Annotated in this window: 27 protein-coding genes; 18 read left to right on the top strand and 9 right to left on the bottom strand. The window is 62.2% G+C overall.

The features are described from left to right. Positions 1-23: 23 nt before the first annotated feature. The 4 genes from NKK52_RS16665 (at position 24) to NKK52_RS16650 (ending at position 3,495) form a co-directional block, all read left to right on the top strand. The gene (locus NKK52_RS16665) at positions 24-656 is read left to right on the top strand and encodes a LysE family translocator (protein ID WP_023671977.1); all 633 of its coding nucleotides are present in this window, start codon (positions 24-26) and stop codon (positions 654-656) included. 124 nt (positions 657-780) lie between these two features. After that, entirely contained in the window at positions 781-2,274 is a 1,494-nt protein-coding gene (gene rfaE1, locus NKK52_RS16660) for a D-glycero-beta-D-manno-heptose-7-phosphate kinase (protein WP_023683757.1), read from the top strand. An 8-nt stretch (positions 2,275-2,282) separates the two neighbouring features. After that, complete coding sequence (locus NKK52_RS16655) at positions 2,283-2,855, top strand: D-sedoheptulose-7-phosphate isomerase (RefSeq protein WP_023683758.1); 573 nt, start codon at positions 2,283-2,285, stop codon at positions 2,853-2,855. Then, on the top strand, positions 2,848-3,495 hold the full coding sequence (locus NKK52_RS16650) for a D-glycero-alpha-D-manno-heptose-1,7-bisphosphate 7-phosphatase (RefSeq protein WP_023683759.1): 648 nt from the start codon (positions 2,848-2,850) through the stop codon (positions 3,493-3,495). Before NKK52_RS16655 ends, NKK52_RS16650 begins: the two co-directional genes overlap by 8 nt. Before the next feature lie 5 nt (positions 3,496-3,500). Here NKK52_RS16650 and NKK52_RS16645 read toward each other — a convergent pair whose 3' ends face one another. Further along, a complete protein-coding gene (locus NKK52_RS16645) occupies positions 3,501-3,980 on the bottom strand; it encodes an Lrp/AsnC family transcriptional regulator (protein ID WP_023683760.1) in 480 nt (159 codons plus the stop codon). Between the two features lie 255 nt (positions 3,981-4,235). Between NKK52_RS16645 and trxB the strand changes: the two genes are divergently transcribed. Both trxB and NKK52_RS16635 read left to right on the top strand, forming a co-directional pair. After that, the gene (gene trxB, locus NKK52_RS16640) at positions 4,236-5,210 is read left to right on the top strand and encodes a thioredoxin-disulfide reductase (RefSeq protein ID WP_023671971.1); all 975 of its coding nucleotides are present in this window, start codon (positions 4,236-4,238) and stop codon (positions 5,208-5,210) included. 80 nt (positions 5,211-5,290) lie between these two features. Beyond that, positions 5,291-6,187 (top strand): LysR family transcriptional regulator, encoded by an 897-nt coding sequence (locus NKK52_RS16635; protein ID WP_023671970.1) that lies wholly within the window; start codon positions 5,291-5,293, stop codon positions 6,185-6,187. A gap of 22 nt (positions 6,188-6,209) precedes the next feature. Here NKK52_RS16635 and NKK52_RS16630 read toward each other — a convergent pair whose 3' ends face one another. The 3 genes from NKK52_RS16630 to NKK52_RS16620 form a co-directional block, all read right to left on the bottom strand. Beyond that, positions 6,210-6,707, bottom strand: a complete 498-nt coding sequence (locus NKK52_RS16630) for a methyltransferase family protein (protein ID WP_023671969.1) — start codon at positions 6,705-6,707, stop codon at positions 6,210-6,212. Positions 6,708-7,432: 725 nt separating this feature from the next. Beyond that, positions 7,433-9,484 carry an elongation factor G gene (locus tag NKK52_RS16625; protein WP_023683761.1) on the bottom strand — a complete coding sequence of 684 codons (2,052 nt, stop codon included), beginning with the start codon at positions 9,482-9,484 and terminating at the stop codon, positions 7,433-7,435. Positions 9,485-9,729: 245 nt separating this feature from the next. After that, positions 9,730-10,590 (bottom strand): alpha/beta fold hydrolase, encoded by an 861-nt coding sequence (locus NKK52_RS16620; RefSeq protein WP_023683762.1) that lies wholly within the window; start codon positions 10,588-10,590, stop codon positions 9,730-9,732. Positions 10,591-10,737: 147 nt separating this feature from the next. Between NKK52_RS16620 and NKK52_RS16615 the strand changes: the two genes are divergently transcribed. Continuing rightward, positions 10,738-11,289, top strand: a complete 552-nt coding sequence (locus tag NKK52_RS16615; RefSeq protein WP_023683763.1) for a methyltransferase family protein — start codon at positions 10,738-10,740, stop codon at positions 11,287-11,289. Between the two features lie 48 nt (positions 11,290-11,337). Next, positions 11,338-11,733, top strand: a complete 396-nt coding sequence (locus NKK52_RS16610) for a (R)-mandelonitrile lyase (protein ID WP_023683764.1) — start codon at positions 11,338-11,340, stop codon at positions 11,731-11,733. A 59-nt stretch (positions 11,734-11,792) separates the two neighbouring features. On the opposite strand, the gene NKK52_RS16605 is transcribed toward NKK52_RS16610, so the two are convergent. Beyond that, the gene (locus NKK52_RS16605; protein WP_023683765.1) at positions 11,793-12,995 is read right to left on the bottom strand and encodes a pyridoxal phosphate-dependent aminotransferase; all 1,203 of its coding nucleotides are present in this window, start codon (positions 12,993-12,995) and stop codon (positions 11,793-11,795) included. A 275-nt stretch (positions 12,996-13,270) separates the two neighbouring features. On the opposite strand from NKK52_RS16605, the gene NKK52_RS16600 reads away from it, so the two are divergent. Both NKK52_RS16600 and NKK52_RS16595 read left to right on the top strand, forming a co-directional pair. Next, positions 13,271-14,170 (top strand): EAL domain-containing protein, encoded by a 900-nt coding sequence (locus tag NKK52_RS16600; protein ID WP_023683766.1) that lies wholly within the window; start codon positions 13,271-13,273, stop codon positions 14,168-14,170. Beyond that, complete coding sequence (locus tag NKK52_RS16595) at positions 14,167-15,027, top strand: EAL domain-containing protein (RefSeq protein WP_023683767.1); 861 nt, start codon at positions 14,167-14,169, stop codon at positions 15,025-15,027. The genes NKK52_RS16600 and NKK52_RS16595 overlap by 4 nt, the downstream gene beginning before the upstream one ends. A 100-nt stretch (positions 15,028-15,127) precedes the next feature. Here the strand turns inward: NKK52_RS16595 and NKK52_RS16590 are convergent, their stop codons facing one another. Both NKK52_RS16590 and NKK52_RS16585 read right to left on the bottom strand, forming a co-directional pair. Further along, complete coding sequence (locus NKK52_RS16590) at positions 15,128-15,328, bottom strand: hypothetical protein (RefSeq protein ID WP_023671961.1); 201 nt, start codon at positions 15,326-15,328, stop codon at positions 15,128-15,130. A 230-nt stretch (positions 15,329-15,558) separates the two neighbouring features. Beyond that, positions 15,559-15,771, bottom strand: coding sequence for a cold-shock protein (locus NKK52_RS16585; RefSeq protein WP_015316174.1), 213 nt, complete (start codon positions 15,769-15,771; stop codon positions 15,559-15,561). 298 nt (positions 15,772-16,069) lie between these two features. Here NKK52_RS16585 and NKK52_RS16580 point away from each other — a divergent pair, with 298 nt between their 5' ends. Beyond that, entirely contained in the window at positions 16,070-16,396 is a 327-nt protein-coding gene (locus NKK52_RS16580) for a hypothetical protein (protein ID WP_023683768.1), read from the top strand. Between the two features lie 162 nt (positions 16,397-16,558). Here NKK52_RS16580 and NKK52_RS16575 read toward each other — a convergent pair whose 3' ends face one another. Beyond that, on the bottom strand, positions 16,559-17,140 hold the full coding sequence (locus NKK52_RS16575) for a methylated-DNA--[protein]-cysteine S-methyltransferase (protein ID WP_023683769.1): 582 nt from the start codon (positions 17,138-17,140) through the stop codon (positions 16,559-16,561). A gap of 177 nt (positions 17,141-17,317) precedes the next feature. On the opposite strand from NKK52_RS16575, the gene NKK52_RS16570 reads away from it, so the two are divergent. Together NKK52_RS16570 and NKK52_RS16565 are read left to right on the top strand one after the other, a co-directional pair. Beyond that, positions 17,318-18,247 (top strand): lytic transglycosylase domain-containing protein, encoded by a 930-nt coding sequence (locus NKK52_RS16570; RefSeq protein ID WP_023683770.1) that lies wholly within the window; start codon positions 17,318-17,320, stop codon positions 18,245-18,247. A gap of 5 nt (positions 18,248-18,252) precedes the next feature. Next, positions 18,253-18,741 carry a GNAT family N-acetyltransferase gene (locus NKK52_RS16565; protein WP_023683771.1) on the top strand — a complete coding sequence of 163 codons (489 nt, stop codon included), beginning with the start codon at positions 18,253-18,255 and terminating at the stop codon, positions 18,739-18,741. 288 nt (positions 18,742-19,029) lie between these two features. Here the strand turns inward: NKK52_RS16565 and NKK52_RS16560 are convergent, their stop codons facing one another. After that, positions 19,030-19,368 carry a hypothetical protein gene (locus NKK52_RS16560; protein WP_023683772.1) on the bottom strand — a complete coding sequence of 113 codons (339 nt, stop codon included), beginning with the start codon at positions 19,366-19,368 and terminating at the stop codon, positions 19,030-19,032. 326 nt (positions 19,369-19,694) lie between these two features. Here NKK52_RS16560 and NKK52_RS16555 point away from each other — a divergent pair, with 326 nt between their 5' ends. From NKK52_RS16555 to NKK52_RS16530, 5 genes are all read left to right on the top strand, one after another. After that, positions 19,695-20,246 carry a DUF4142 domain-containing protein gene (locus tag NKK52_RS16555; RefSeq protein WP_023683773.1) on the top strand — a complete coding sequence of 184 codons (552 nt, stop codon included), beginning with the start codon at positions 19,695-19,697 and terminating at the stop codon, positions 20,244-20,246. A gap of 300 nt (positions 20,247-20,546) precedes the next feature. After that, complete coding sequence (locus NKK52_RS16550; protein WP_023683774.1) at positions 20,547-21,011, top strand: cupin domain-containing protein; 465 nt, start codon at positions 20,547-20,549, stop codon at positions 21,009-21,011. Between the two features lie 238 nt (positions 21,012-21,249). Continuing rightward, positions 21,250-21,642, top strand: coding sequence for a Rid family hydrolase (locus NKK52_RS16545; protein WP_023683775.1), 393 nt, complete (start codon positions 21,250-21,252; stop codon positions 21,640-21,642). A 382-nt stretch (positions 21,643-22,024) separates the two neighbouring features. Further along, positions 22,025-22,729 carry a hypothetical protein gene (locus NKK52_RS16535; RefSeq protein ID WP_023751211.1) on the top strand — a complete coding sequence of 235 codons (705 nt, stop codon included), beginning with the start codon at positions 22,025-22,027 and terminating at the stop codon, positions 22,727-22,729. Beyond that, entirely contained in the window at positions 22,695-23,435 is a 741-nt protein-coding gene (locus NKK52_RS16530; RefSeq protein ID WP_155921624.1) for a thymidylate synthase, read from the top strand. Before NKK52_RS16535 ends, NKK52_RS16530 begins: the two co-directional genes overlap by 35 nt. The last annotated feature ends 16 nt before the right edge of the window (positions 23,436-23,451 follow it).

Here is a 23,451-nt window from a genome sequence, read left to right as displayed (position 1 = left end):
GCCCGCAAGCTAGGGGACAAAAAATGCCGTCGACCGAACTGCTCATTGCGTTTTTCGCCACCACGGCGATCTTTGCCTATATTCCAGGACCGGCGATGCTCTATGCCGCCGCGCAGACCATGGCGCGCGGGCGCTGGTCGGGGCTGACGGCGGCACTTGGCATCCATCTTGGCGGTTATTTCCATGTCTTTGCGGCTGCCGCCGGGCTGTCGGTGCTCTTCCATGCGGTGCCGCCGCTCTACATGGCGGTCAAGCTCATCGGCGCGCTCTATCTGATCTGGCTTGGCGTGTCCTTGTTCCGCAAGCGCGGGGACGGTGATACGGCGCTGCCGGCGATCGAGCGCAAATCGGCGCGCCGGGCATTTTTCGAGAGCATCACCGTCGAAGTGCTCAATCCGAAGACGGCGATCTTCTTCATGGCGTTCCTGCCACAGTTCATCGATGCCTCGGCGGGTTTCCCGGTGTGGCTGCAATTCGTCGTGCTGGGCACCATCGTCAATCTAATGTTCTCTTCGGCAGATATTGTCTGCGTGTTGCTGGCAGGCATGGTGATCGCCCGGCTGAAGCGCTCCAGCCGTGCGCAGCGCATCATGCAGAGGGCGGGCGGGGCGGTGCTGGTCGGACTGGGCGTCCACGTCGCGTTGCAGAAGAGCTGACGGCCGCCCTGACGTTGCGCTGCGCGGATTTGCGGTATATCGGCTTCGCCATGAACGATCCGGCCCGTAAATTGACAATTTTCAGCGTGATTGAGGTCGGCCTTTCCCTCGCATTGCCAGTGACATGATCAAGCACAATCCGCCTTCGCCCGAACCTTTGCACCGCGCCATTGCCCGCTTTGGCGACGTTGCCGTGCTGGTGGTCGGCGACTTCATCCTCGACCGTTTCGTCAACGGCGTCATCGAGCGCATCTCGCCGGAAGCGCCGATCCCGGTGCTGCACGGGCGCGGCGAGACCTCGACGATGGGCGGCGCAGGCAACGTTGTCGCCAACATCGTCTCGCTGGGTGCCAGCGCTATTCCCATATCGGTGATCGGCACCGATATGGCCGGCGACAATCTGGTGCGCATGCTGCGCGAACTCGGCGCCGATACGGCTGATATGGCGCAGGAGCGCGGTCGCATGACGTCGTCGAAGAGCCGCTTCAGCGCGCTCAATCAGCAGGTGCTGCGCTTCGATGAGGAAGAGATCAAGCCGCTCGACGACAAGGAACGGGCGGACCTGGTCCGGCATTTTCGCGCCGCACTCACGCGCGCCGACATCGTCATTCTGTCCGACTATGGCAAGGGCATCTTGCTCGACGGCGTCGCCGCCGACCTGATCGCCATCTGCCGCGAGGCGGGAAAACCGGTGCTGGTCGATCCCAAGGGCCGCGACTATGCGCGCTATGCCGGCGCGACCGCCATCACGCCCAACCGCAAGGAGCTTGGCGAAGCTGTCGGTCGCCCGGTTTTCGCCGACGACGAGATCGTCGCGGCGGCACGCCAGCTGATTTCGGCACATGGCTTCGACTTCGTCGTCGCCACCCGCAGCGAAAAGGGCATGAGCGTCGTCGGCGCGGATGAGGCGCGCCACATCGCCACCCAGGCGCGCGAAGTGTTCGACGTTTCGGGCGCCGGCGATACGGTCATCGCGAGCTTCGCGCTGGCTCTGGCCGCGGGCGCCGATCGCATCATGGCCGCCTCCATCGCCAATGCCGCCGGCGGTGTGGTGGTCGGCAAACGCGGCACCGCGCGGCTGACCGTGGAGGAACTCACCGGCGCGCTGTTCCGCTCGCACGGCCCGACCGCCCACAAGGACGCCATCCTCGATGCCGCATCGGCCGCGCGCATGGTAGCGGCGTGGAAGGACGAGGGCCTGAGCGTCGGCTTCACCAATGGCTGTTTCGACATATTGCATGCCGGCCATGTCAGTCTTCTGCACGCGGCGCGCAGCCAGTGCGACCGGCTGGTGCTCGGCCTCAACAGCGATGCCTCGGTGCGTCGGCTGAAAGGCGCCGGGCGCCCGGTCAACGATCAGCATGATCGTGCCTGCGTGCTCGCCGCCCTGGCCTCGGTCGATGCGGTCGTGGTGTTCGAAGAGGATACGCCGCTGGCGCTGATCGAGGCGCTGCTGCCCGACATTCTGGTCAAGGGCGCCGACTATACCGTCGAAACCGTTGTCGGCGCCGATGTGGTGCAGAAGGCGGGAGGCCGCGTCGTCCTGGTCGACCTTGTCGCCGGCAAGAGCACCACCGGCACGATCGGCAAATTGCGCGCCGGCGGCGGTACCAACTGAGGGATTTCATGCCCGGACTGAATGACTATCTGGTCCGCTCGGCGGCCGCGATCACCGCGACAGTCGAGCGTGACCTGACCGCCGAGATGGAACGTGCTGTGAGTGCGGTCGTCGCCGCGCTTTCCTCGGGCAAGGCGCTGCTGGTCTGCGGCAATGGCGGCTCGGCCAGCGACGCCATCCACATTGCCACCGAACTGGTCGGCCGCTTCCTTAAGGAGCGCAAGGCCTACAATGTCATTGCGCTGCCGGCCAACGCCGGGATGCTGACCGCCTGGGGCAACGACTACGGCTTCGACACGGTGTTTTCGCGCCAGGTCGAGGCGCATGGCGCGGCCGGTGGCGTGCTGCTCGCCATTTCGACCAGCGGCAATTCGCCGAGCATTCTGGCTGCCGCCGAACAGGCACGGATGATGGACATGACGGTGATCAGCCTGACCGGCGACACCGGCGGCAAGCTGAAGCCGCTCACCGACATCCTGCTCAACGTGCCCTCGACCTCGACGCCGATCATCCAGCAGGGACATCTCTGCCTCTACCACTATCTCTGCGAGGTGGTGGAAGACCGTCTGTCAAATGGCTGACACCGGGGCCTACGGTCCATACCCGCTGGCTGAACCCGGCCTGTGGGTTGAGCGGGTGGGTATGCAGTCCTTTCTCGCTGGGACGCCGGCGCTGTTCTTCGACCGCGACGGCACCATCAATGTCGATACGGGTTATCCCGACGATCCCGGCAAAATGGTGCTGCGCGACGGCATCGTGTCGGTCATCGCCGCCGCCAACCGGGGCAACATCCCGGTCGTCATCGTCACCAACCAGTCCGGCATCGCGCGCGGCTATTTCGGCTGGAAGGAATTTGCCGCGGTCAACGGCCGGGTTCTCGAGCTGCTTGCCGCCGGCGATGCCTTCGTCGACATGGTTCTGGCCTGCGCCTACCACGAGGCGGGCAGCGGGTCACTGGCGGTCGCCGACCACCCGATGCGCAAGCCCAATCCGGGCATGCTGCTCGAGGCCCAGCAGCGCCTCGGCCTCGATCTCACACGCTCGCTGATCGTCGGCGACAAGCCCGCGGATATGCAGGCCGGACAACGTGCCGGCCTGCCGCGCGGCTGGCTGGTGGATGGCGAGGGAAATAATGAGCCGGGCTTCGAGGTTCTGCCGCTGCGCAACCCCGATGATCTGGTAGCGCTTTTGGGGGCTATCGAGTCGCTCGCCCGAATCTAGGACGATCATGGGGCGCTGAACGCCACCAGCCCTTCGTCCTTGACGCGGCGGATGGTCAGCGCGGTGCGCACCGTGTCGACATTGGGGGCCGAGGCCAGTTCTTCAATGACGAAGGTCTGGAACGTGCCGAGATCGCTCGCCACGCAATGCAGCAGGAAGTCGGATTCGCCCGAGACCATCCAGGCGTCGCGCACGATCGGCCAGCCGCGAGTGCGCTCGGCGAAAGCTTTGAGCTCCGCGTCGGCTTGGTGATGCAGGCCGATCAGGCAGAAGGCGACGACATCCATGCCGAGCGCCGGCGCGTTGAGCAAAGCGCGATAGCCTTTGATGATGCCGGTTTCCTCCAGCCGCCGGACACGGCGCAGGCAGGGCGGCGCGGAAATGCCGACGCGGCTCGACAGTTCGACATTGGTCATGCGCCCGTCGGCCTGAAGCTCGCGCAGAATCTTCCAGTCGATGGCGTCGAGGTCGGCTTTCAGGGGCATGGCGGTCTCTGCTTAGCGCAAGAATCTTTCGCGATCTCGTCATTAAACGACTTTTGTGGCGATGCCAGCCCTTGGTCGGGCGATTTTGCGACCGTAACGGAAGCGGCCATTGCGCGAATAAGCCTGTGGGCCGAAGCTTTCCGGGGACGACGGCCTGATCGTCTTGCTGGTGTGGTTGGCAACCCTTACATTACCAGCACCGTTTCACGTCTTTTTCCAAGGCACACTCGATTGTCCGCCCCGCAGAGGCTTTAGATGACCACCAAGCACGCGCCTGTCCTTATCATCGGTTCCGGCCCGGCCGGCTATACGGCGGCGGTCTACGCCGCGCGCGCCATGCTGAAGCCGATGCTCGTCGCCGGCCTGCAGCAGGGCGGCCAGCTGATGATCACCACCGATGTCGAAAACTATCCGGGCTTCGCCGATCCGATCCAGGGCCCGTGGCTGATGGAGCAGATGCTGAAGCAGGCCGAGCATGTCGGCACTGACATCGTCAACGACATCATCACCGAGGTCGACCTCAATGTGCGGCCGTTCCGCGCCACGGGCGATTCCGGCACCACCTACACGGCCGATGCGCTGATCATCGCCACCGGTGCGCAGGCGAAGTGGCTGGGCATCCCCACCGAACAAACCTTCATGGGCTTCGGCGTGTCGGCCTGCGCCACCTGCGATGGTTTTTTCTATCGCGGCAAGGATGTCGCTGTCATCGGCGGCGGCAATTCGGCGGTGGAGGAGGCGCTCTATCTCTCCAATCTGGCGAAGAGCGTGACCGTCATCCACCGGCGCAACGATTTCCGCGCCGAGCGCATCCTGCGTGAGCGGCTGTTGAAAAAGGACAATGTCCGAGTCATCTGGGACACGATCGTCGACGAGATCACCGGCCGGCCCGGCAAGACGCCGCTGCCGCCTTCGGTCGAAGGGCTGAAGCTCAGAAATGCGATGACCGGCGAGGTCAGCCATCTCCAGGTGGACGGCGTGTTCGTGGCGATCGGCCATGCGCCGGCGGTGGAATTGTTTGTCGGCAAGCTGAAGCAGAAGCCGAACGGCTATCTGTGGACGGCGCCGAATTCGACCCGCACCGATGTGCCCGGCGTGTTCGCCGCCGGTGACGTGACCGACGATATCTACCGTCAGGCGGTGACCGCCGCCGGGCTCGGCTGCATGGCCGCGCTCGAGGCGGAAAAATACCTGGCCGGCATCGAGGTGCACCGCGAAGCGGCGGAATAAAATCTATCAAGACGGCGTCGCAAGCCGTTCAAAAGCCTGATTTTTCATTCAGACGCCAAAAACAGAACGAGGGGAACTCAATGGCGTTGGACTGGGACAAGCTTCGCGTGTTTCACGCAGCGGCGGAGGCTGGGTCGTTTACCCATGCCGCCGAGACTTTGCACCTGTCGCAATCGGCGATTTCACGCCAGGTCAGCGCGCTCGAACATGATGTCGGGGTGCCGCTGTTCAATCGCCATGCCCGCGGCCTGGTGCTGACCGAGCAGGGCGAAATGCTGTTCCGCACGGCGCATGACGTGCTGATGAAGCTGGAGACCATCAAGTCGAAGCTGACCGAGGCCAAGGACCGTCCCTCAGGCGTGCTGAGGGTAACGACCACGGTCGGGCTCGGCGCCGGCTGGCTGACCGAGCGGGTGCAGGAATTCATCGAGCTCTATCCGGAAATCAGCCTGCAGCTGATCCTGGCCAATGAGGAACTCGACCTCACCATGCGCCAGGCCGACTGCGCGATACGGCTGCGCCAGCCGCAGCAGCCCGACCTTATCCAGCGCCGCCTGTTCACCGTGCATTTCCACCTCTATGCCTCGCCGTCCTATGTCGGCAAGCACGGCAAGCCGACCTCGGTCGCCGATCTGAAGAACCATCGCATCGTCACTTTCGGTGTGCCGGTGCCGTCGCATCTGTCGGAGCTGAACTGGCTGGAAACGATCGGCGATTTCGACGGTGGGCAAAGGGTGCCGACGCTGCAGATCAACGACATCTTGTCGATCAAGCGCGCCGTGCAGGGCGGCGCCGGCATCGCCATGCTGCCCGACTACGTGATCTCCAAGGAATCGGATCTGGTGCAGCTTTTGCCGGAGACCGAGGTGCCGTCCTTCGACACCTATTTCGCCTATCCCGATGCAATGAAGAACCAGGCCAAGCTGCACGTCTTCCGCGACTTCATCATCGCCAAAGCGCGCAGCTGGTCATTTTAAACATGCCCTTGGGAGGTGCTGGTCACCCCCGCCAAGGCGTCAGCCGTGGCAGCCAGCCGGGAACATTGCGGCGGTAGGTCTCGTATTCGCCACCGTAGCGGCGGGCGAGAGTCGGCTCCTCATAGAACCTGACGAAAGAGCCCATGACGATCGCGCCGATGGCGGCATAGGCAGCGACGCTCCAGCTTGAAAACAGCAACGCCTGGCCGAGGATGATCGACAGCACGGCGACGTACATCGGGTTGCGGACATGGCGGTAGACGCCGCCGATCACCAGTCTCTCGGTGGGTGCTACAGGCGCCGGCGTGCCCATGCCTTCGAGCGCGAAGCGGGCAAAGGAATGGACGAGCAGGGCGATGGCCGCGACGATTAGGATGGAGCCAGCCGGCACGAAGCCGGGCACCGTCGACAGCGGCAGACGGTAGCGGTCCGTCAGCAGCCAGGGCACCAGCCCGGCCACGACACAAGGTGCGGCGATGAAGAAGACCGCGCTGCCGGCGATCGCCTGGGGTGTCCGCATGTCAGGTCTCCCTTCTTCCGGCCGACCCTTCCCATCCCGCTGCCGCAAAAATAAACGCCTGCTGCCCGATTCAACGTCATTCGGCTTTTTGCCCGCGAGCGCGAGAATCAGCCCGACTTGCGGTTCTGCGAAGGCAACCGCACGGTCGCGCCATTCATTTGGCAACTTTTCGTGGTCCTATGGCCCCTAGACATGGGTTAGACCACAGCCTGTACCTTTTTGCATGCGTGTGTTGCAAAATAGATGCTTGTTTCTTGGGCATGAACAGCACATATATAGATCATCTCCTGGGCGCGTTCTCCTCCCATTAGCGCCCTCGAGTGTTCCCCTCTGGAGGTTAGCCTTAACAGGCACTTCCAATCAAACTCAGCCGGATCTTCATTGATCCGGCTTTTTTGTTTCCGGGCCTGCCGTAGCCAGCGAAAAATCGAGCAAAATCGCCGCGTAACAGTGACATGTAACCTCAGGTAACATGCCGCAGGCGCGATTCATCGTTTAAGCAGATCATAGGACGCGGTGTGGTTCGACCGGGAGATGGGGGCATCACTCGGAAGATCCGGGCTCAGGCGGCTACCGCGTCCGAACCTATTCGTCTGTCAGTGCCGCATGGCGCGGCGGATACGTGCGGCGGACCTGCCGTTTTCCTCCCAAGAAGACGGTCCGCAATAAGAGCGGCGTCCGGGTCATCCGGGCGCCGTTTTTTGTGCGGATCATCCTTCGGCCTGTCAGGCAGCCTTGCCGTTGGCGTTCATCGCCTCGTCGGCCAACCGACCGGTCAGCTCGGCCATGTGATCGAAGGCGCAACGATAGCTGGCGACGCCGGAGGTCGCCGAGCGCAGTTCGATGATCAGGTCGCCGATCTCGGCCTGCGGCATGGTCGCCTCCACGACATCCCATCCCGGCCAGTCAGGCCGCGCGTCGTAGCCAAGGATCTGGCCGCGCCGTTGCGGGATCAGCGCGATGATCTTCGAAGTGGCTTCGGACGGCGTGACGATCTCGACCTTCATGACCGGCTCGAGCAGCACCGGCGAGCAGGCCGCCATGCCTTCCTTCATGGCCAGCTTGGCCGCCATCTGGAAAGCCATGTCGGAGGAATCGACGGCGTGGTAGGAGCCGTCGGAGAGGTTGACGGCGACATCGACGACAGGGAAGCCGAGCGGGCCGGATTTCAGATAATCGCGCACGCCGGTTTCGACCGACTGGATGTAGGTCTTGGGCACGACGCCGCCGGTGATGGTGTCCGAGAACTGAAAGCCGGAGCCGCGCGGCAGCGGCTTGATCTCGATCACCACATCGCCGAACTGGCCATGGCCGCCGGACTGCTTCTTGTGGCGGCCGCGCTGCTGCACCGTCTTTCGGATCGTCTCGCGATAGGGGACGGCAGGCGCATGGCCTTCGACCGGAATCTGATTCTTGCCTTCCAGCCGCTCGCGCACGACCCGCAGATGCATCTCGCCATGGCCGGACAGCACGGTCTCGGCCGAGTCCTGGTTGTGGCGCAAGGTGAGCGAGGGATCTTCCTCGGCCAGGCGCTGGATGGCCGCCGACATTTTGACCTCGTCCTTGCGCTCCTTCGGCCGTAGCGCAAAGGCAAAGACCGGCTGCGGCGGCGTAAGCGTGACCAGCGGCTTGATACCGCCCTTCGTGGAACTCAACGTCTGGCCGGTCTTGACCTCGTCCAGCTTGCCCAACGCCACCGTGTCGCCGGCCTTGGCAGCGGTGAGCTTGGACTGGTCCTTGCCGAGCATCTTGTAGATGCCGGAGACCTTCGCCGTCTCGCCATTCGACAAATAGAGTTCGGCTGCATCGGCGATCTGGCCGGAGAGTACGCGCGACACGGACAGCTTGCCGCCATGCGCGGTGTGGATGGTCTTCATCACCTGGACCACGGTGTGATTGCCGTCGGGGACGCCGAGCCGTTTGCGCGTCGCCTCGACATCCGGTGCGTCATGGCGGATCGCCTTCAAAAGGCGCAGCACGCCGTTGCCTTTTTCGGCGGTGCCGATAAGCACCGGCGTTATGGCGCCGGCGCGCAGGTCGGCGGACAGATCGTCGAAGACCGCGTCTTTCGGCGGCTCGATCTCCTCCAGCAACTGCTCCATCAACTGGTCGTCATGGTCGGCAAGCGTCTCCAGCATGGAGAAGCGAGCCTCCAGTTCGCGCGCCTTGTCGTCAGTTGGAATTTCGGCAACCTGGCTTTCGGCATATTCGCGGTAGATGTAGGCGCGCTCTAGCGCCAGGTCGATGGAACCGATCACCACATTGTCCTTGCGCAGCGGAATCTGGCGCAGCAACAGCGGCGCCGCGCTCGTCGGCTGCAGCATCTTCAGCGTATCGCGTACGCCGGCGATTGCCTTGTCGACCTTGTTGAGGAACAGGATGCGCGGCACGCCGAGATCGTCGAGCTTGCGCATGATGAGCTGCAAGGCTGGGATCTTCTTCTCGTCGGCCTCGGCGACGACCACCGCGAGATCGCAGGCTGCCAGCACCGGCTCGGCCTCGAAGGAGAATTCGATCGATCCGGGACAGTCGACGAAGGTGATCTGCTCGCCCATGAATTCGGTGGTGGCAAAGGTCGCCTCGACGCTCATGGCGTGCGCCCGCGCCTCGGGCGAATGATCGGAAACGGTGCTTCCCGATGAAACGGGATTTTGGCGGGGGATGGCGCCCGTACGGGCGAGGATGGCTTCGAGAAGTGTCGTCTTACCGCTTGCAAAGGGACCGACTATGGCAATGCATTTCGGTCCCGTGCGTCGTCCTCCGGCGCGAGTACCCATGGCTGACCTCCACTCAGGCGTTGCCCTTGGAGTGCGATCAGCAAAAGTGGAAACGGTTTTGCGCCGATCGCACCCTGTCGTGAGCGGCGGCCGGCCTGTTCGACCGTCGCGGGCGGGGTTGTTTTCATTTAGCCACCTGCCCAACCCATCGTCCCACGGGTTAGCCGGGAGGGCAAGGAAAATAGAAATCGCGCCGCCGTCAGGCGGCCGAGGCAAGACCCGGGGATCAGAACCGTCGGGCGATTTCAGCTTGCCTGGGTGCGGCGCGTGGGCGTGGCGGCTGCACTCTGCTTCACCACCATCTCGGCGTAGCGCGACAGCAACGGGTTGAACAGGTCCGGACGTTCCCAGAAGGGCGCATGGCCGGCGCCTGGTATGACATGGCACTGTTCCCACAGCGAGCTGTAGGCGACGGTCTCGAAATAGCTTAGCCGCACCAGCGGATCATGCTCGCCATTGATCACCGCGACGGGGAACGGAGCGTGCTCGACCACCTGTTTCTGGTCGGCGCCCTTGCCCGCAAACATGGAGCGCGCCACGCCGGCGCGAAGCCGACCGTCGGTGCGCCTGATGGCTTCGCGGAAAGACGGACTGGCGGTGTCGCCGTAGCACAGAGCCTCAAAACGCTCGATGTCGCGTTCGGAGTAGACCTTCTTGGAGGCGAGCAGCATGTCCCAGTTGGCGTGAAAGCCGCGCAGCATGCCAAGCGGCCCTCGCGACACCGGCGGCGCTCCGGTCAGCACCAGGCCGCTGACCGCATGGTGAAAGCTGGCCAGTTCGACCGCCACATGGCCGCCGAGCGACCAGCCGAAGATGATGGCGTGGCCGATGCCCAAAGCGTCGAGAAGCCGGGCTGTGGACTGGGCAAGGCCGGTAATCGTATAGGCGGTCGCCGGGTCGCGGGCATCGGAGGACTCGCCGTGGCCGGGAAGGTCGAAGGCGATCAGCCGATGGCCGTCGGCAAGCGGGCTATCGAACTGACGGGCAAACACGGCGCGCGAACTGCCCGACCCATGGATCATGACGATGGGCATGCCGGACCCAGACGACTGGCTGAGGCGCAAGTCGGCCTGCGGCGTGCGGATGGTGCGGTGAGTGATGCTCATGCTGGATTAGACCTTGAGATTTGCCTGACCGCCAACATCGCATCGCTGGCTCTATATGTTCTTTAAACATGTGGTTAAGAAAGGATTTCTAAAGAGATAGCCGGCACGATCGCTGGCTCCATGGCAATCACGCGCGGAATCCCGACAATGGAACCAGTCCTCGATCTTCTTGTCTCGATCTGCAGCATCGCGATGCTTGGCCAATATGTCTGGTCGATGCGGGCGCATTTCCAATCGCAGGCGATGTCTCCAGGCGCCATGGTGATTTCGGCGGCGGTCATCGCCACGGCGCTGTTCTTTCTCGCCACCCTTTGGATCCAATCGCAGCCGGGTTCGGCAAAGCTCACCGGACTTGCCGTCGAACTGGCGAGCTCTGCCCTGTTCTGGTGGGCGATCGTCACGTCGCGCAAGGTGCGGCTGCGCTTCGTCTTCGCACCCGACGATCCGCACAGCCTGCTGACCCACGGCCCCTACGGCCATGTCCGCCACCCCTTCTATACGTCCTACATCGTCTTCTGGATCGGCTGGGGGATCGCGACCTGGTCGGTCTGGGCGTTGGTGCCGGTCGCCGGGATCGCTATCCTCTATGTGTTTGCGGCGCTGGACGAAGAGAAGAAATTTTCGCGCACGCCGCTGGCCGGAGCCTACGCGGACTATCGCGTACGTGCCGGCCTGTTCTGGCCTCGGCTGGGGTGGTAGCGAGCACCGGGGCAGGGTAGGTTCTACTGAACTCAGGGGTCACCAGAGATGAAGATCATTGCCTGCGGCAGCGTGCCGACCATCATCGCACCGGAGAAGTATTTCACCGGCCGCGTGCTGCAGACGCCCATCATCGAGAAGGAAGCGCCGGCGCGGCTGCGGGCCACGCTGGTCAGCTTCGAGCCTGGCGCGCGTACCCACTGGCACACGCATCCGCTCGGCCAAACGCTCTATGTCACGTCGGGCGCCGGCCTTGCGCAGACATGGGGCGGGCCGATCCAGGAGATCAAGGCGGGCGACGTGATCTCGTTCGAGCCGGGCGAGAAGCACTGGCACGGCGCGGGTCCAAAGACGACAATGACCCACGTCGCCATGCAGGAAGCGCTGGACGGCGTCCACGCAGATTGGATGGAAGCGGTCACCAGCGAGCAGTATGGCGGCTGAGGTCTGCTCCTGACAAAAACCCGGCTCGAAGCCGGGTTTCATGTCTCGGTGCCGCCAGTTCAGGTCAGCGATGCCGTGAACCGCTGGATGCGCGTGCAGGCTTCCTCCAGCAGCGTCTCCGACGTGGCGTAGGAGATGCGGAAGTTGGGGCCGAGGCCGAAGGCCGAGCCGAACACCACCGCGACACCCTCGCCTTCGAGCAATTCGGAGCAGAAAGTCTCGTCAGTGTCGATTATCTTGCCGGCCTTGGTCTTCTTGCCAATCAGCTGGGCGCAGGACGGGTAGACATAGAAGGCGCCTTCCGGCGACGGGCAGGTTATGCCGCGCGCCTGGTTGAGCATCGACACGACGAGGTCGCGACGGCCCTGAAAGATCGCCTTGTTCCTGGCGACGAAATCCTGCGGGCCGTTGAGCGCCTCGACCGAGGCCCATTGCGCGATGGTGCAGGCGCCCGAGGTCTGCTGGCCCTGGATCATGTCCATCGCCTTGATCAGCTGGACGGGACCCGCGGCATAGCCGATGCGCCAGCCGGTCATGGCGTAGGCTTTCGAGACGCCGTTCATGGTCAGCGTGCGCTCGTAGAGTTTCGGCTCGACCTCGGCGATCGTCCTGAAGACGAAGTCGCCATAGGTCAGGTGTTCGTACATGTCGTCGGTCAGTGTCCAGACATGCGGATGCTTCAAGAGCACGTCGGCCAGCGCGCGCAGCTCGGCTTCCGTGTATGCGGCGCCGGACGGGTTCGATGGCGAGTTCATCAACAGCCATTTGGTCTTCGGCGTGATCGCCTTTTCCAGCACGGCGGGAGTGAGCTTGAAACCATTGTCGATCGAGGTGTCGGCGAACACCGAGGTGCCGCCGCAGATCGCCACCATTTCGGGATAGCTGACCCAATAGGGGCGGGGGATGATGACCTCGTCGCCTGGGTTCAGCGTCGCCATGAAGGCGTTGAACAGGATCTGCTTGCCGCCGGTGCCGACAATGGTCTGCTCGGGCTTGTAGTCGAGATTGTTCTCGCGCTTGAATTTTTTTGCGATCGCCTCGCGCAGCGGCGCGATGCCCGAAACCGGCGGGTATTTGGTCTCGCCGCGGCGGATCGCCTCGATCGCCGCATTCTTGATGTTGTCGGGCGTGTCGAAATCCGGTTCGCCGGCGCCGAGGCCGATAATGTCGCGGCCGGCATTTTTCAGCTCGCGGGCTTTCTGCGTCACCGCGATGGTGGCGGAAGGCTTTACGCGGGCAAGGGCGTCGGCAAGAAAGGCCATGACCAGATATCTCCAGAGGGGTCGGCGCAACCGCAAACAGCTGCGGCGCTTCTCATGTCGCATCGACCCGGCAAGTGCAAGCATTGTCGGATGAGCCAGGGGTCAAGGACCCGTGGAGATCGGCTTTTTGGAGCGCGTGCATGACGGTTTCACTCTGCGTTGCGGGCTCTGCAATCGACGCCTATCCCCGGCAAGACTAAATTCATCAACGGCCGCTAAAACCTTTGACGGCAGGATCGCCAGCCATTTCGCCTGTCTCGCGGAGCGAGGGACCCTTGTCGCGCAGCACCGGGCTTGCCCACATCATCCGTCACGATGACGGCACCGCTTCAGGTGTCTGGGGTCCCTACACGCTGCAGAGCGCCTTTCAGCCGATCTTCGCCTTCAAGGACGGCAAGCTCTCGATCGCAGCGTTCGAGGGGCTGATCCGGCCGTTTCGTGACGGCGAGCCGCAATCGCCGATGAACTTCTTCCGCACCTGTCCGGCCGGCGACCGCCTGCATATCGAGGCGCTGACGCGCACGCTGCATTTGCTCAATGCCGGCGCCTGCCTGCCGCAAGAGGCTTCGATCTTCGTCAATTTCGATCCGTCGGTGTTTACCGAGCGCTCCATCGCCGACAACGCGTTGCGCGACATGCGGCTGGTGCTGCACGAAGCCGGGATCGATCCGCGCCGCATCGTGTGCGAGGTGACCGAGCAGAAGTCGGCGTCGCAGGAAACGCTCTACAGCTTTGTCGAGGCGCTGCGGGCCAATGGCTTTCGCATTGCCGTCGACGATTACGGCGCCGATGAATCCGACATCAACCGCATCAAGGAGCTCAAGCCCGACATCGTCAAATTCGATGCGCACTGGATCACGCAGCTCATGGAATCCGGCGCCGGCTTTGCCCTGCTGACTGCCATGGTGACGAACTTCGAACTACAGGGCATCCGCACGGTGTTCGAAGGCATCGAGGAAGGCTGGCAGCTTGAACTAGCCGAGAAATCCGGCGCATCGATGGTGCAGGGCTTTGTGCTGGCAAAGCCGGAACTGGCGCCGACCAGCTTTCGCGCTTTCGGCAAGGATACGCAGCCGTCTGTCGCGGCGGCCGAGCCTGGCAAGACGCCTGCCGGCCCGACTGCAGCGCCTCCGGCGCGGCCGGGCAGGGTGTTCGGGCGCAGGACCGGGCCATGACCGGGCAGCGCGAGAGGCGTCGCGATATCGGCGAAGCGATCTTTGCCGACGAGGTCGGCATCGAATATGGCGTCTATGGCGCGTTCCGGCTGAAGAGCGCCTACCAGCCGATCTTTGCGCCACGCGGTGGCGCGTTGGCCGCGGTTGCCGTCGAGGCGCTGATCGAACCGCAGCGCGCTTCCATGCCGGTTGCACCGGCCATGTTCTTCGACAGCGTCGCGCCGGGCGACCGCCTGTTTGTCGAGACGATGTGCCGGATGCTGCATCTGAAAAACTTCCGCAACATCGGCGTCGACGGGCTCGACCTGTTCTCCAATTACAATCCGATGATCAACGATCATCTCGGGCGGGCGCTGGCCGAGATCCGGCTGATGACGCGGCATCTCGGCGATCTCGACCTGCATGCCGCCATGCTGGTCTGCGAGATCACCGAACAGGCGGCCGACGATAATGTGCTGGCCCCGCTGGCGCGCGAGATGCGGCGCCACGGCATCCGCATCGCCATCGACGATTTCGGCACCGGCCACTCGACCGCGGAGCGGATGAACCTGCTCCAGCCGGATATCGTGAAGATCGACGGCGGCTGGTTCGCCGAATTCTGCCGCCACGCTGCCGCCGAGCGCTTCTTCCGGCCGCTCGTCTCGTCGCTACACGATCGCGGCGCCAAGGTGCTGGTCGAAGGCATCGAGCAATCCGTGCATCTGCGCGTCGCGCTGGATGGCGGCGTCGACCTGCTACAGGGGTTCCATCTCGGCCGCCCGGCGCTGGCCGGCACGATCTTCAACCGGGAGCCGCTGTCGATCGAGGCGCTGCTTGGCGCCGACAACAAGGTGGTGCCGCTGCATCTGCGGCGCTGATTTGTGCTCGCGCTTGCCGCCGCTTCGCGGCTCGTTCCGGACCGGACGCCAACGGGCGCGATGCCCGGTTGGGCTTGCGGCCTTCGGCCGTAGCGCGCATTCAAAGAGGGCGAACTCGGCCCGCGTGAAGTTCAGCCAAAGCCTGCTCGGCAAACTTATCCAGCCGGCCAGCCTTGGCGTCCGCCTCGATCTGCATATCCCACACCTCTGCCTGATACGCTGCGAACCATTTGGTAAAGGCCTTTAGTTCTTTGGTGTTCAGGGCTGCGATGGATCTTTCAATCTGTTCGAGCTTGGTCATGGGGCGAAACTAGCATGGCCATCGTCCAATTCCAGACAAACAAAAAGGCGGGATAAATCCCGCCTTCCCATTTTCGGTAGCCTGATCGGAGCTTTATGTCCGGGCCGGCAGCTATCTGCTGATCCAGCTTGTCGGGTCTTTCTGCTCCAGCGCGCTTCTCGCGCGACCGTCAGTACATCCGTGACTTGCCGCGCGCCCCGAACTCTCGTCCGGCGCGCGCTATCGCAAAATCAGGCTGCCTTGCTCAGAGAACCAGCGGACGACTTGCCTGTGCGGCGGTCCTGCTCGATCTCGAAGTTGATTTTCTGGCCTTCGACCAGGGTCGACAGTCCAGCGCGCTCGACAGCGGAGATGTGAACGAAAACGTCCGCACCGCCCGAATCAGGCTGAATGAAGCCGAAGCCCTTGGTGGCATTGAACCACTTGACCGTACCAGTTGCCATATGAATAGTCCTCGCATTTGCTTTGGTTTGACCGAACCGAGGTTCAGCCGGTTTGTATCGAGATTTTGGAGATAGACGTCAGCAAACGCGAAGATCGCGAGGCCCGGATCGATCGGCCGAAATATCAATGGAGCTGATATAGGCGGGTTTCGCACCAAAAACAAGATGGCTCGAAAAATGGCGTTGCGGTGGCGCCGCCCAAAGGCCGCCCCAATCGCATGAAAGCGTCGAGCAATCGGGAAGATCGGGACGCCCGACGGCGTTAGTCCGGTTTTGGGAGACTGTCATGAAAACCGTTGTGAAAACCATTCTGCTTGCCGCCTGCCTGACGCTGGCGGCCGCCGAGGCGCAGGCGATCTCGCGCTACGACCCCACTCGTATGAGCTGCGACAGGGTGCAAGGCACGATCGCCCGCCAGGGCGCGGTCATCCTGCGCTATCAGTCCAGGCGTGTGCCGGGGCTGCCGCTCTTCGACCGCTATGTGCAGAGCCAGCAATTCTGCAATGTCGGCGAGGTCAGGAAGCGCGCCTATGTGCCGAGCGTCGATACCGAATCCTGCCCGGTCTATCTCTGCAAGCGGATCGAGAACGACCATTTTCACCGCCGCTTCCTGCGCCGTCATTAGGCATATTGATATTCAAGTGAGGCCGGCCTGCGAACGATGGTCTTCTGCGCTTCCGGCGCCCACGTACATTAAGTACGCTCCGCTCCGGTTCTCGAAGACCATAGTTCTCGGTGCGGCCTGACCTGAATCTCAACATACCCAGCCGGCATACCATCCAAGCTCTTAGAACCCGAACGAGACCTGCGCCGCCGGCGGCGGGCCGACGCGCACGCCTTCCATGGCCAGCATCTTTTCCTTGGTGGCCGAGCCGCCGGGCGCCGAGAAGCCGCCGATCTTGCCGCCCGCGGCTAGTATCCGATGGCAGGGGATGACCAGCGGCACCGGGTTGGCGCCCAGCGCTGCCCCGGTTTCGCGCGGCAGGCCGGCTTGGCCGGCGCGCTTGGCCAGTTCGCCATAGGTGGTGGTTTCGCCGTAATGCAGTTTCCGCGCCGCGTCGTAGATGGCGAGACGGAAGTCGTCGACGCCGTCGAGATCGACCGGCACGCCGGAGAAATCGACGTCCTCGCCTGAGGCATAGGCTTTGATCGAGGCGATCAGCTCGACCACCCATTGCGGCTGCCCAGTGTTCGCAGTCGTATTGGCGGCAACACCGGCATGCCGCATCAGCCGGCGCTCCACTGCTTCGCGGCTCCTTTCGGGCAGGCAGAGCCGGATCAGGCCCTTTTCGCTCCAGGCGATGCCCATGAAGCCGATCACTGTTTCTAACACTGCGTGGCCGGCTGTGATCGAAGATGCCGTTTCCATGATGCGCTCCTTTCCGAAAACCGGCGAAAACCGGGATACCGACCGGTACATATCCAGAACAATATGGCATCTGGGCCCGGCTCTCGCCACCCGAAAACCACCACATGGTCCCGATTGCCCACCAGGAATCGCTGGTGTAAGGACTTCTTAACAACCGACAAATCGGACCCGCGCGGCTTGCCAGCAAAATTCAACCTTTTCGCGATCTCTGTGATCGTCGGCGCAGCTGCCCTCAGCGGCTGCCAATCGACCTCGCAGATGAAGGCCACGCCTGCGCTGACCGAAACCGCGACCGCCGCCGGCAGCGATGTCGGCTTCACCGTGCCGCTGCCCGATACGGTTTCGGTGCTGCCGCAATCCTCGGGCATAACACCCGTCCAGGCGGCCGAAGCAACTCCCGCCACACCGGCACTTGCCGCCGCCCCGCAGCCGGCTGCCGCGACCGCGGCCTTTGCCGGCGCGACGCCCACGGCCCCGGCCGTGCCTGCGTTGATGGCAGCCAATGCCTGGCAGGCGCCTGCGCCCGCCAACGCCGGACAGCCGGTCGCGGCGCAATATACGACCGCCAGCCTTGTCATGCCGGCGGCCCCCAAGGGCGGCCAGAACGCCATGCCCGGCGTGCAGCAGGTAGCCTATGTCGTGCCGCAGAACCCTGCTTCCCTGGGCCAGTTCCCCGCCGCGCCCATCGGTCTCCCGGAAGAAGAGCATGCGACCGGCATGCGCGGCGACGTCGACCGGCTGATCCAGAAATACGCTGCTCTCTACGAGGTGCCGGTCGATCTGGTGCGCCACGTCGTCAACCGCGAAAGCACCTACAATCCCAAGGCTTACAATAACGGCCATTGGGGACTGATGCAGATCAAGCACGCGACGGCGCGCGGCATGGGCTATGACGGGCCGGCCAAGGGCCTGTTCGACGCCGAGACCAATCTGAAATACGCGGTCAAATATCTGCGTGGCGCCTGGCTGGTGGCGGGTGGCAACGCCAAGAAGGCCGATTGGCTCTACCAGACCGGCTATTATTTCGACGCCAAGCGCAAAGGCCTGCTCGAGGCCACCGGCCTCGGTGTCGACCGCAAGCGCCGCCGGCTGCAGCCCGACGCCTGAGCGCGATGCCTGAACCGCGCCCGCCGGCTCCAAACGACATCCGGCTGCGCAAGATCCTCGACGAGACGCTCGTTGCGCCGCACTGGCCGGACGGCTTTGCCATGCGCTGCTTCGAACATGGTGACGCGCAGCCCCTGCACGCGCTTTTGACCGGGGTGTTCGACGACGGCACTGACGGCCCGTTCGACGAATGGTGGCCGCGCATATCCAGCGATGCCGAATTCGACCCGGCGCTGTGTTTCCTGGTCATCGACGCCAAGGGACGGCTGGCGGCGGCAGCGCTGTGCTGGACGAGGGCCTTCGTCAAGGACCTCGCGGTCCATCCCGAAGCGCGCGGCAAAGGAATTGGCGAAGCGCTGATGTGGCAGGCTTTCAACGCCTTTCGCGATCGAGGCGCGGCCCATGTCGACCTCAAGACCAACACGGTCGAGAGCGCCGCCGCGCTCCGGCTCTACGAGCGGCTGGGGATGATGCCTGTCGCATGGGAAGGGTAAGGGCTTTTTTCTTGCCGCAATTCCCTGGGGAAAACGCTACGCGCTTTTCCCGGGAAAAACCGGTTCCCACTTTTCCTGGAATTGCTCGAGCGCTGTTGAAATCCTTCGGATTGTGAACTGCTTCACATAGGCCGCCGCAACCGGATGCTACCTCACCATCCATGCCTTTCGACCGATGGCGGATCGACGACTGGCAGATGTGGAGGGGCTGCACCGGCATGTGTTCAGCCACTCCTTGGCGGGTCCCAGGCGGGGGTTTGGGGCCCGCCAGTCGTTTTACGGTCGCCCTCAGATATCGGGCGCATTGCCGATCTTCTTTTTGAGCTCAAGCGCCCAGGCGCGGCCCTCGTCGCCGCCCCACAGCAGCCAGGCGATATGGCCGGCCGATGGATTGTCTTCATTGCCGTAATTCTTGCCGCGCTTGTCGACCTCGTGGCGGGCGAAATAGCTGACCATGCGGCGGATGGTCGAGGGCGCCAGCTTTTCTCGATTCTTGAGTTCCGTCGCCCGCGCGACGCCGATCTCGGTGCCGCCACGGCCGAACTGCTTGCGCAGCCTCAACCCCTTGGCGGCATTGTCGGCCACCACTTGCGGGCAGCGCAGATCGATCTCTTCATCCTCTTGCATGTGTCTCCCCAGCTCCGGAAATCTAACCTGCAGACGCAATACAGGGAAGTGCAACCGGCTCCCAATGCAGCGCCGTCCATTAGGATCCGCGCGCCATCGGCATCTGCGAGATCCTGTGGGACCTTATGGATTTCACGCCTGAGGGTCGGCCGAACTGGAACGAACAGCTGCAATATGGCGAGGCGTGCTGTCCTGGAGGTTTGTCCGCCAGGGGCTCGGGACGGCTCTTCGGCAGATGGTCGCTGACGAATAGTTCTCCGGACGCAACCCTGCCGCCAATGCCGCGTTTGATTAGCCGAGGGAAATTTTCAAATCGGAGACCTCAGATGAAAACGCTTCTCACCATTGCCGCCGTCGCCTTGTTCGCCGGTGCCCCTGCCGCCCTTGCGGCCAACTCGACTGCGGTCGCGCCTGCCATGGCCGCCAGCAAGGTCGATACCCCAACCTTCGTCAAGACGGTGCCTAGCTCCAACGAATTCGAAATCCAGTCGAGCAAGCTCGCCGAGGAGAAATCCAAGGCGGCTGACGTCAAGAAATTCGCCAAGCAGATGGTCAAGGACCACACCAAAGCCGGCAAGGAGTTCAAGGCGGCGCTGAGCCAGGGCCAGACCACCGGTTCGACCAAAGCCGCGGGGCCGGCCCTGCAGCCGAAGGAGCAGGCAATGCTCGACGAGTTGAAGAGCGCAAGCGGCAAGGATTTTGACGCCAAGTACATCCAGATGCAGACGGACGCGCACAAGGAGGCCGTTGCCCTTTTCAGCAGCTATGCCAACTCGGGCGACGACCCGGCGATGAAGGAATTCGCCAAGAAGACGCTGCCGACGCTGCAGATGCACGAGAAGCACGTGAAGAAACTCGCGGCGGCGCATCAGGGTTGAGGGCTGGTGACTAGCCACCAATAGCATTCTACGGCGCCCCCTCTGTCCTGCCGGACATCTCCCCCACGAGTGGGGAGATCAGCAGCGTCGGCGCCGTGCTTTTCTTGCGACGGTGAAAATTGGCGAAGGCTGAGGCGACAGCCAATCTCCCTGCTTGTGGGGGAAATGTCCGGCAGGACAGAGGGGGCGCCGTAGAGTGCGACGGCCGATGCCTGCCGTTGGCAAGGCATTGCGGCAAAGTGGCTCTGTGGCTGCGCCGGCAGTGACATACACTGCCGCCACCAATTCAATGGAGCTCCCATGCCCAAGCTCGACCTGTCCACCGTGCCTGTCCGCAAGGGCTCCGGCTACCCCGCACCCTTCGACGCCCCTTGCGACGAGCGCACACGCCACCGCCTCGGCGATGCCGGCGGCCTCACCGATTTCGGCGTCAACCTGATGACATTGCCATCAGGCGGCTGGTCGAGCCAGCGGCACTGGCACAGCCATGAGGACGAGCTCGTCTATGTGCTGGAAGGCGAACTGGTGCTGGTCGAGGATGGCGGCGAGACGCTGCTCAAGGCCGGCGACTGCGCGACCTTTGCCAAGAACAGTGGCAACGGCCACCACATGATCAACCGCTCGTCCACAACGGCGCGCTATCTCGAGGTCGGCTCGCGCAATCCGGATGATCTCATCACTTGCTCCGACATCGACATGATGAGCCCGAGTTCGGATGGCAGGTTTCTGCACAAGGACGGGACGCTGTATCCGGGGCAGGGGTGAGGGCTGGACCATGCTTCGGCGCTGGTGTTCGCTGGGTGGGGGGATAAGTTCCTCACGATTAAAGGTGGCGCCGGCCCCCTCATCCGACCGCTTCGCGGCCACCTTCTCCCCGCTGGGGAGAAGAGGGAAGCGCTGGCGCTGACCGGCTCCTCTCCCCTCGGGGAGAGGTCAGCCGAGCGAAGCGGAGGCTGGGTGAGGGGGCCTTGGCGCCAGCTTGGCAAACAAAGGGAGCATCACCGTGAAAAAAGAAGTCATCGAAGTGCCCGTCATGTCGGCCAAGGTGCGGGCGCTCGGGCTGCCCTGCTCGACGGCGGTGAGGGCCAATGGCTTCGTGTTCATCTCGGCGACGCCGCCGGTGGACATGGTGACCGGCGAGATGGTGCGCGGCGACATCGAAACCCAGACCGAGGCGTCGCTGAAGGCGCTGAAGCATTGCCTGGAAGCGGCCGGCACCTCGCTGGACAATGTGGTGATGGTGCGCATCTACGCCGTCAATTCCGGCTTCTACAACGCCATCAACCGGGTCTATGCCAGGTACTTTTCCACGAACCCGCCGGCGCGGAGTTTCGTGCCGGTGGCGTCGTGGCCGATGGAGTTCGATATCGAGATCGAGTGTGTGGCGGTGGCGTGAGCTTCCCTGTCGAGTTGAGACTGGTCCAAGACAGCGGTGAGACGCTGCTCGAGGCAAGCTACCGCCGCCTTCGCCGGAAACAGCGGCAACGGCCACCACATGATCAACCGCTCGTCGATGAGGACGCGCTATCTGGAGGTCGGTTCGCGCGACCCCGACGATGTCATCACTTGCTCCGACATCGACATGATAAGCCTAGTCGGCTGGTGGTTCCTGCACAAAGCATGGGATGCCGTATCCGGAGCAGGGGTGAGGGGCTATTCTGAAAGTCTTATTTTCGGATTCGTTGCCGTGGGTCGATAACAACACGTGGATGTAGTAGCGCGTTATATGCTCTAATCGACGGTGAGACTCATCCATACGCTCGCACCAAAGGCCAACTATGCAGCCCCAAATTCGCAAGAAATTATCGGAGGTCGCTGCCGAATACGAACTTGGCGAAAACGGCGATTTGCAAGATAGAGCGTATCGTATGATCGAGTACGCCGTTGGGCGCCACGATTGGTATGAAGATCAGCGTGGTAAGTTGTTTCAAGCCGCTCTAGGCATGCTATCATTTATTGCTGCTGCGGCTGCGATAGTTAATTCGGTTGGAGGATCTAGATATTTTGTTTTCTTTCTTGGCTTGGGCTTGATAGTACTCGGAATTACGGCGTGCCGCCTGATCGTGATGTACACTCACGTTTCTGAGAAAAATCATCCCCATAGAAAAGCCGCTGACATCAAAAGCTGGTACTACAGGTATACGGTTTCCGGCGATGTTATAGACGATCTCGACGATCTGTTCGGGCACGACGACAAGGAGGCGGCGGTTGAAGATGTTCGGAGAAATTTTAGAAATTTCTTGAAAGCTATTTCCGGATCTTTAGATCGTGAAGTCATGCTAAAAGAAGATCTCCAGCAGGTATTCATTTTGTACCTTCTGCAGAATTATCGGCAAACCAATCTGAAGAAGATGTATAGTGTCACAAAAAAGGGAACCGTCACGTCGATGTTTTTCTTCGGTTTGGCGTTGGCGGTTCTGATGTGTTCACCCGCAAAAGAAATAATTAATGACTTACGCAATAACGTCAAAATCGGAAACTGATGCCTGTTGCAGGGCGATCTCCGAAGTTTTTTTACAAGGCAAGCGGGTTAAAAGATCGCTAGAGATAAGCCCTCTAGTTATATTTATACCATATTCACCGGAAAGATTCACATATTTCGCTGAGCGACGCTATGAGTACGGCGAGTTGCTTGGTATTCGGGGACTAAAGGCGATCGAAAGAACGGCTCGTGTCTATACCTCGGAAAAGAATCGAGTTAGCAAACCTAGCTATCGCAGCCGGCTAGAAAATTTTCCCGACACAGCTTCTAGACCTGTCCCGCTAAATGCCATCAACCAAATCGATAAAATAGTAAGCGAAGTCTCAGCGTTTCCGCGTGCTAGTACCCACGTTTTTACTTTCTTTAGGCCTTCTGACTTATACAATAAAAGATGGCCTGGCTACGTCCCTTGTCCTACAAGCGGAGATTTTAAATATAGAGACGGAAAGTTGTCGCTGAACGTCATGTTTCGATCTTGCGATATATTAAACTTTCTTTACAATGACATATACTATCTTCGTCAGATACAATTTTCCATTCTTAGAAAAGCTAAAGAAGCAGATGGTTCAAAGCTGCCGCCGACGACACAACCAGGCCCGTTGAACCTGTTTCTCTCGCGAGCGTTCATTCAGACCTGGGAGATAACCCCAATCCAGAACTTGGTTGAGGTTATAGATAGTACGAAGGAATTTCTGGCACGTTGTTAGAACCACTAGCTGGCAT

The sequence above is a fragment of the Mesorhizobium sp. C277A genome, assembly GCF_040324395.1.
Classification (GTDB): domain Bacteria; phylum Pseudomonadota; class Alphaproteobacteria; order Rhizobiales; family Rhizobiaceae; genus Mesorhizobium.
Note: the sequence above shows the minus strand (reverse complement) of the source record. Positions and strands in the feature narration are given on the sequence as shown.

Coding starts and splice junctions, on each gene's coding strand:
- NKK52_RS16665 (WP_023671977.1), top strand. CDS start 24: ATGCCGTCGACCGAACTGCTCATTGCGTTTTTCGCCACCACGGCGATC.
- rfaE1 (WP_023683757.1), top strand. CDS start 781: ATGATCAAGCACAATCCGCCTTCGCCCGAACCTTTGCACCGCGCCATT.
- NKK52_RS16655 (WP_023683758.1), top strand. CDS start 2,283: ATGCCCGGACTGAATGACTATCTGGTCCGCTCGGCGGCCGCGATCACC.
- NKK52_RS16650 (WP_023683759.1), top strand. CDS start 2,848: ATGGCTGACACCGGGGCCTACGGTCCATACCCGCTGGCTGAACCCGGC.
- NKK52_RS16645 (WP_023683760.1), bottom strand. CDS start 3,980: ATGCCCCTGAAAGCCGACCTCGACGCCATCGACTGGAAGATTCTGCGC.
- trxB (WP_023671971.1), top strand. CDS start 4,236: ATGACCACCAAGCACGCGCCTGTCCTTATCATCGGTTCCGGCCCGGCC.
- NKK52_RS16635 (WP_023671970.1), top strand. CDS start 5,291: ATGGCGTTGGACTGGGACAAGCTTCGCGTGTTTCACGCAGCGGCGGAG.
- NKK52_RS16630 (WP_023671969.1), bottom strand. CDS start 6,707: ATGCGGACACCCCAGGCGATCGCCGGCAGCGCGGTCTTCTTCATCGCC.
- NKK52_RS16625 (WP_023683761.1), bottom strand. CDS start 9,484: ATGGGTACTCGCGCCGGAGGACGACGCACGGGACCGAAATGCATTGCC.
- NKK52_RS16620 (WP_023683762.1), bottom strand. CDS start 10,590: ATGAGCATCACTCACCGCACCATCCGCACGCCGCAGGCCGACTTGCGC.
- NKK52_RS16615 (WP_023683763.1), top strand. CDS start 10,738: ATGGAACCAGTCCTCGATCTTCTTGTCTCGATCTGCAGCATCGCGATG.
- NKK52_RS16610 (WP_023683764.1), top strand. CDS start 11,338: ATGAAGATCATTGCCTGCGGCAGCGTGCCGACCATCATCGCACCGGAG.
- NKK52_RS16605 (WP_023683765.1), bottom strand. CDS start 12,995: ATGGCCTTTCTTGCCGACGCCCTTGCCCGCGTAAAGCCTTCCGCCACC.
- NKK52_RS16595 (WP_023683767.1), top strand. CDS start 14,167: ATGACCGGGCAGCGCGAGAGGCGTCGCGATATCGGCGAAGCGATCTTT.
- NKK52_RS16590 (WP_023671961.1), bottom strand. CDS start 15,328: ATGACCAAGCTCGAACAGATTGAAAGATCCATCGCAGCCCTGAACACC.
- NKK52_RS16585 (WP_015316174.1), bottom strand. CDS start 15,771: ATGGCAACTGGTACGGTCAAGTGGTTCAATGCCACCAAGGGCTTCGGC.
- NKK52_RS16575 (WP_023683769.1), bottom strand. CDS start 17,140: ATGGAAACGGCATCTTCGATCACAGCCGGCCACGCAGTGTTAGAAACA.
- NKK52_RS16565 (WP_023683771.1), top strand. CDS start 18,253: ATGCCTGAACCGCGCCCGCCGGCTCCAAACGACATCCGGCTGCGCAAG.
- NKK52_RS16560 (WP_023683772.1), bottom strand. CDS start 19,368: ATGCAAGAGGATGAAGAGATCGATCTGCGCTGCCCGCAAGTGGTGGCC.
- NKK52_RS16555 (WP_023683773.1), top strand. CDS start 19,695: ATGAAAACGCTTCTCACCATTGCCGCCGTCGCCTTGTTCGCCGGTGCC.
- NKK52_RS16550 (WP_023683774.1), top strand. CDS start 20,547: ATGCCCAAGCTCGACCTGTCCACCGTGCCTGTCCGCAAGGGCTCCGGC.
- NKK52_RS16535 (WP_023751211.1), top strand. CDS start 22,025: ATGCAGCCCCAAATTCGCAAGAAATTATCGGAGGTCGCTGCCGAATAC.
- NKK52_RS16530 (WP_155921624.1), top strand. CDS start 22,695: ATGACTTACGCAATAACGTCAAAATCGGAAACTGATGCCTGTTGCAGG.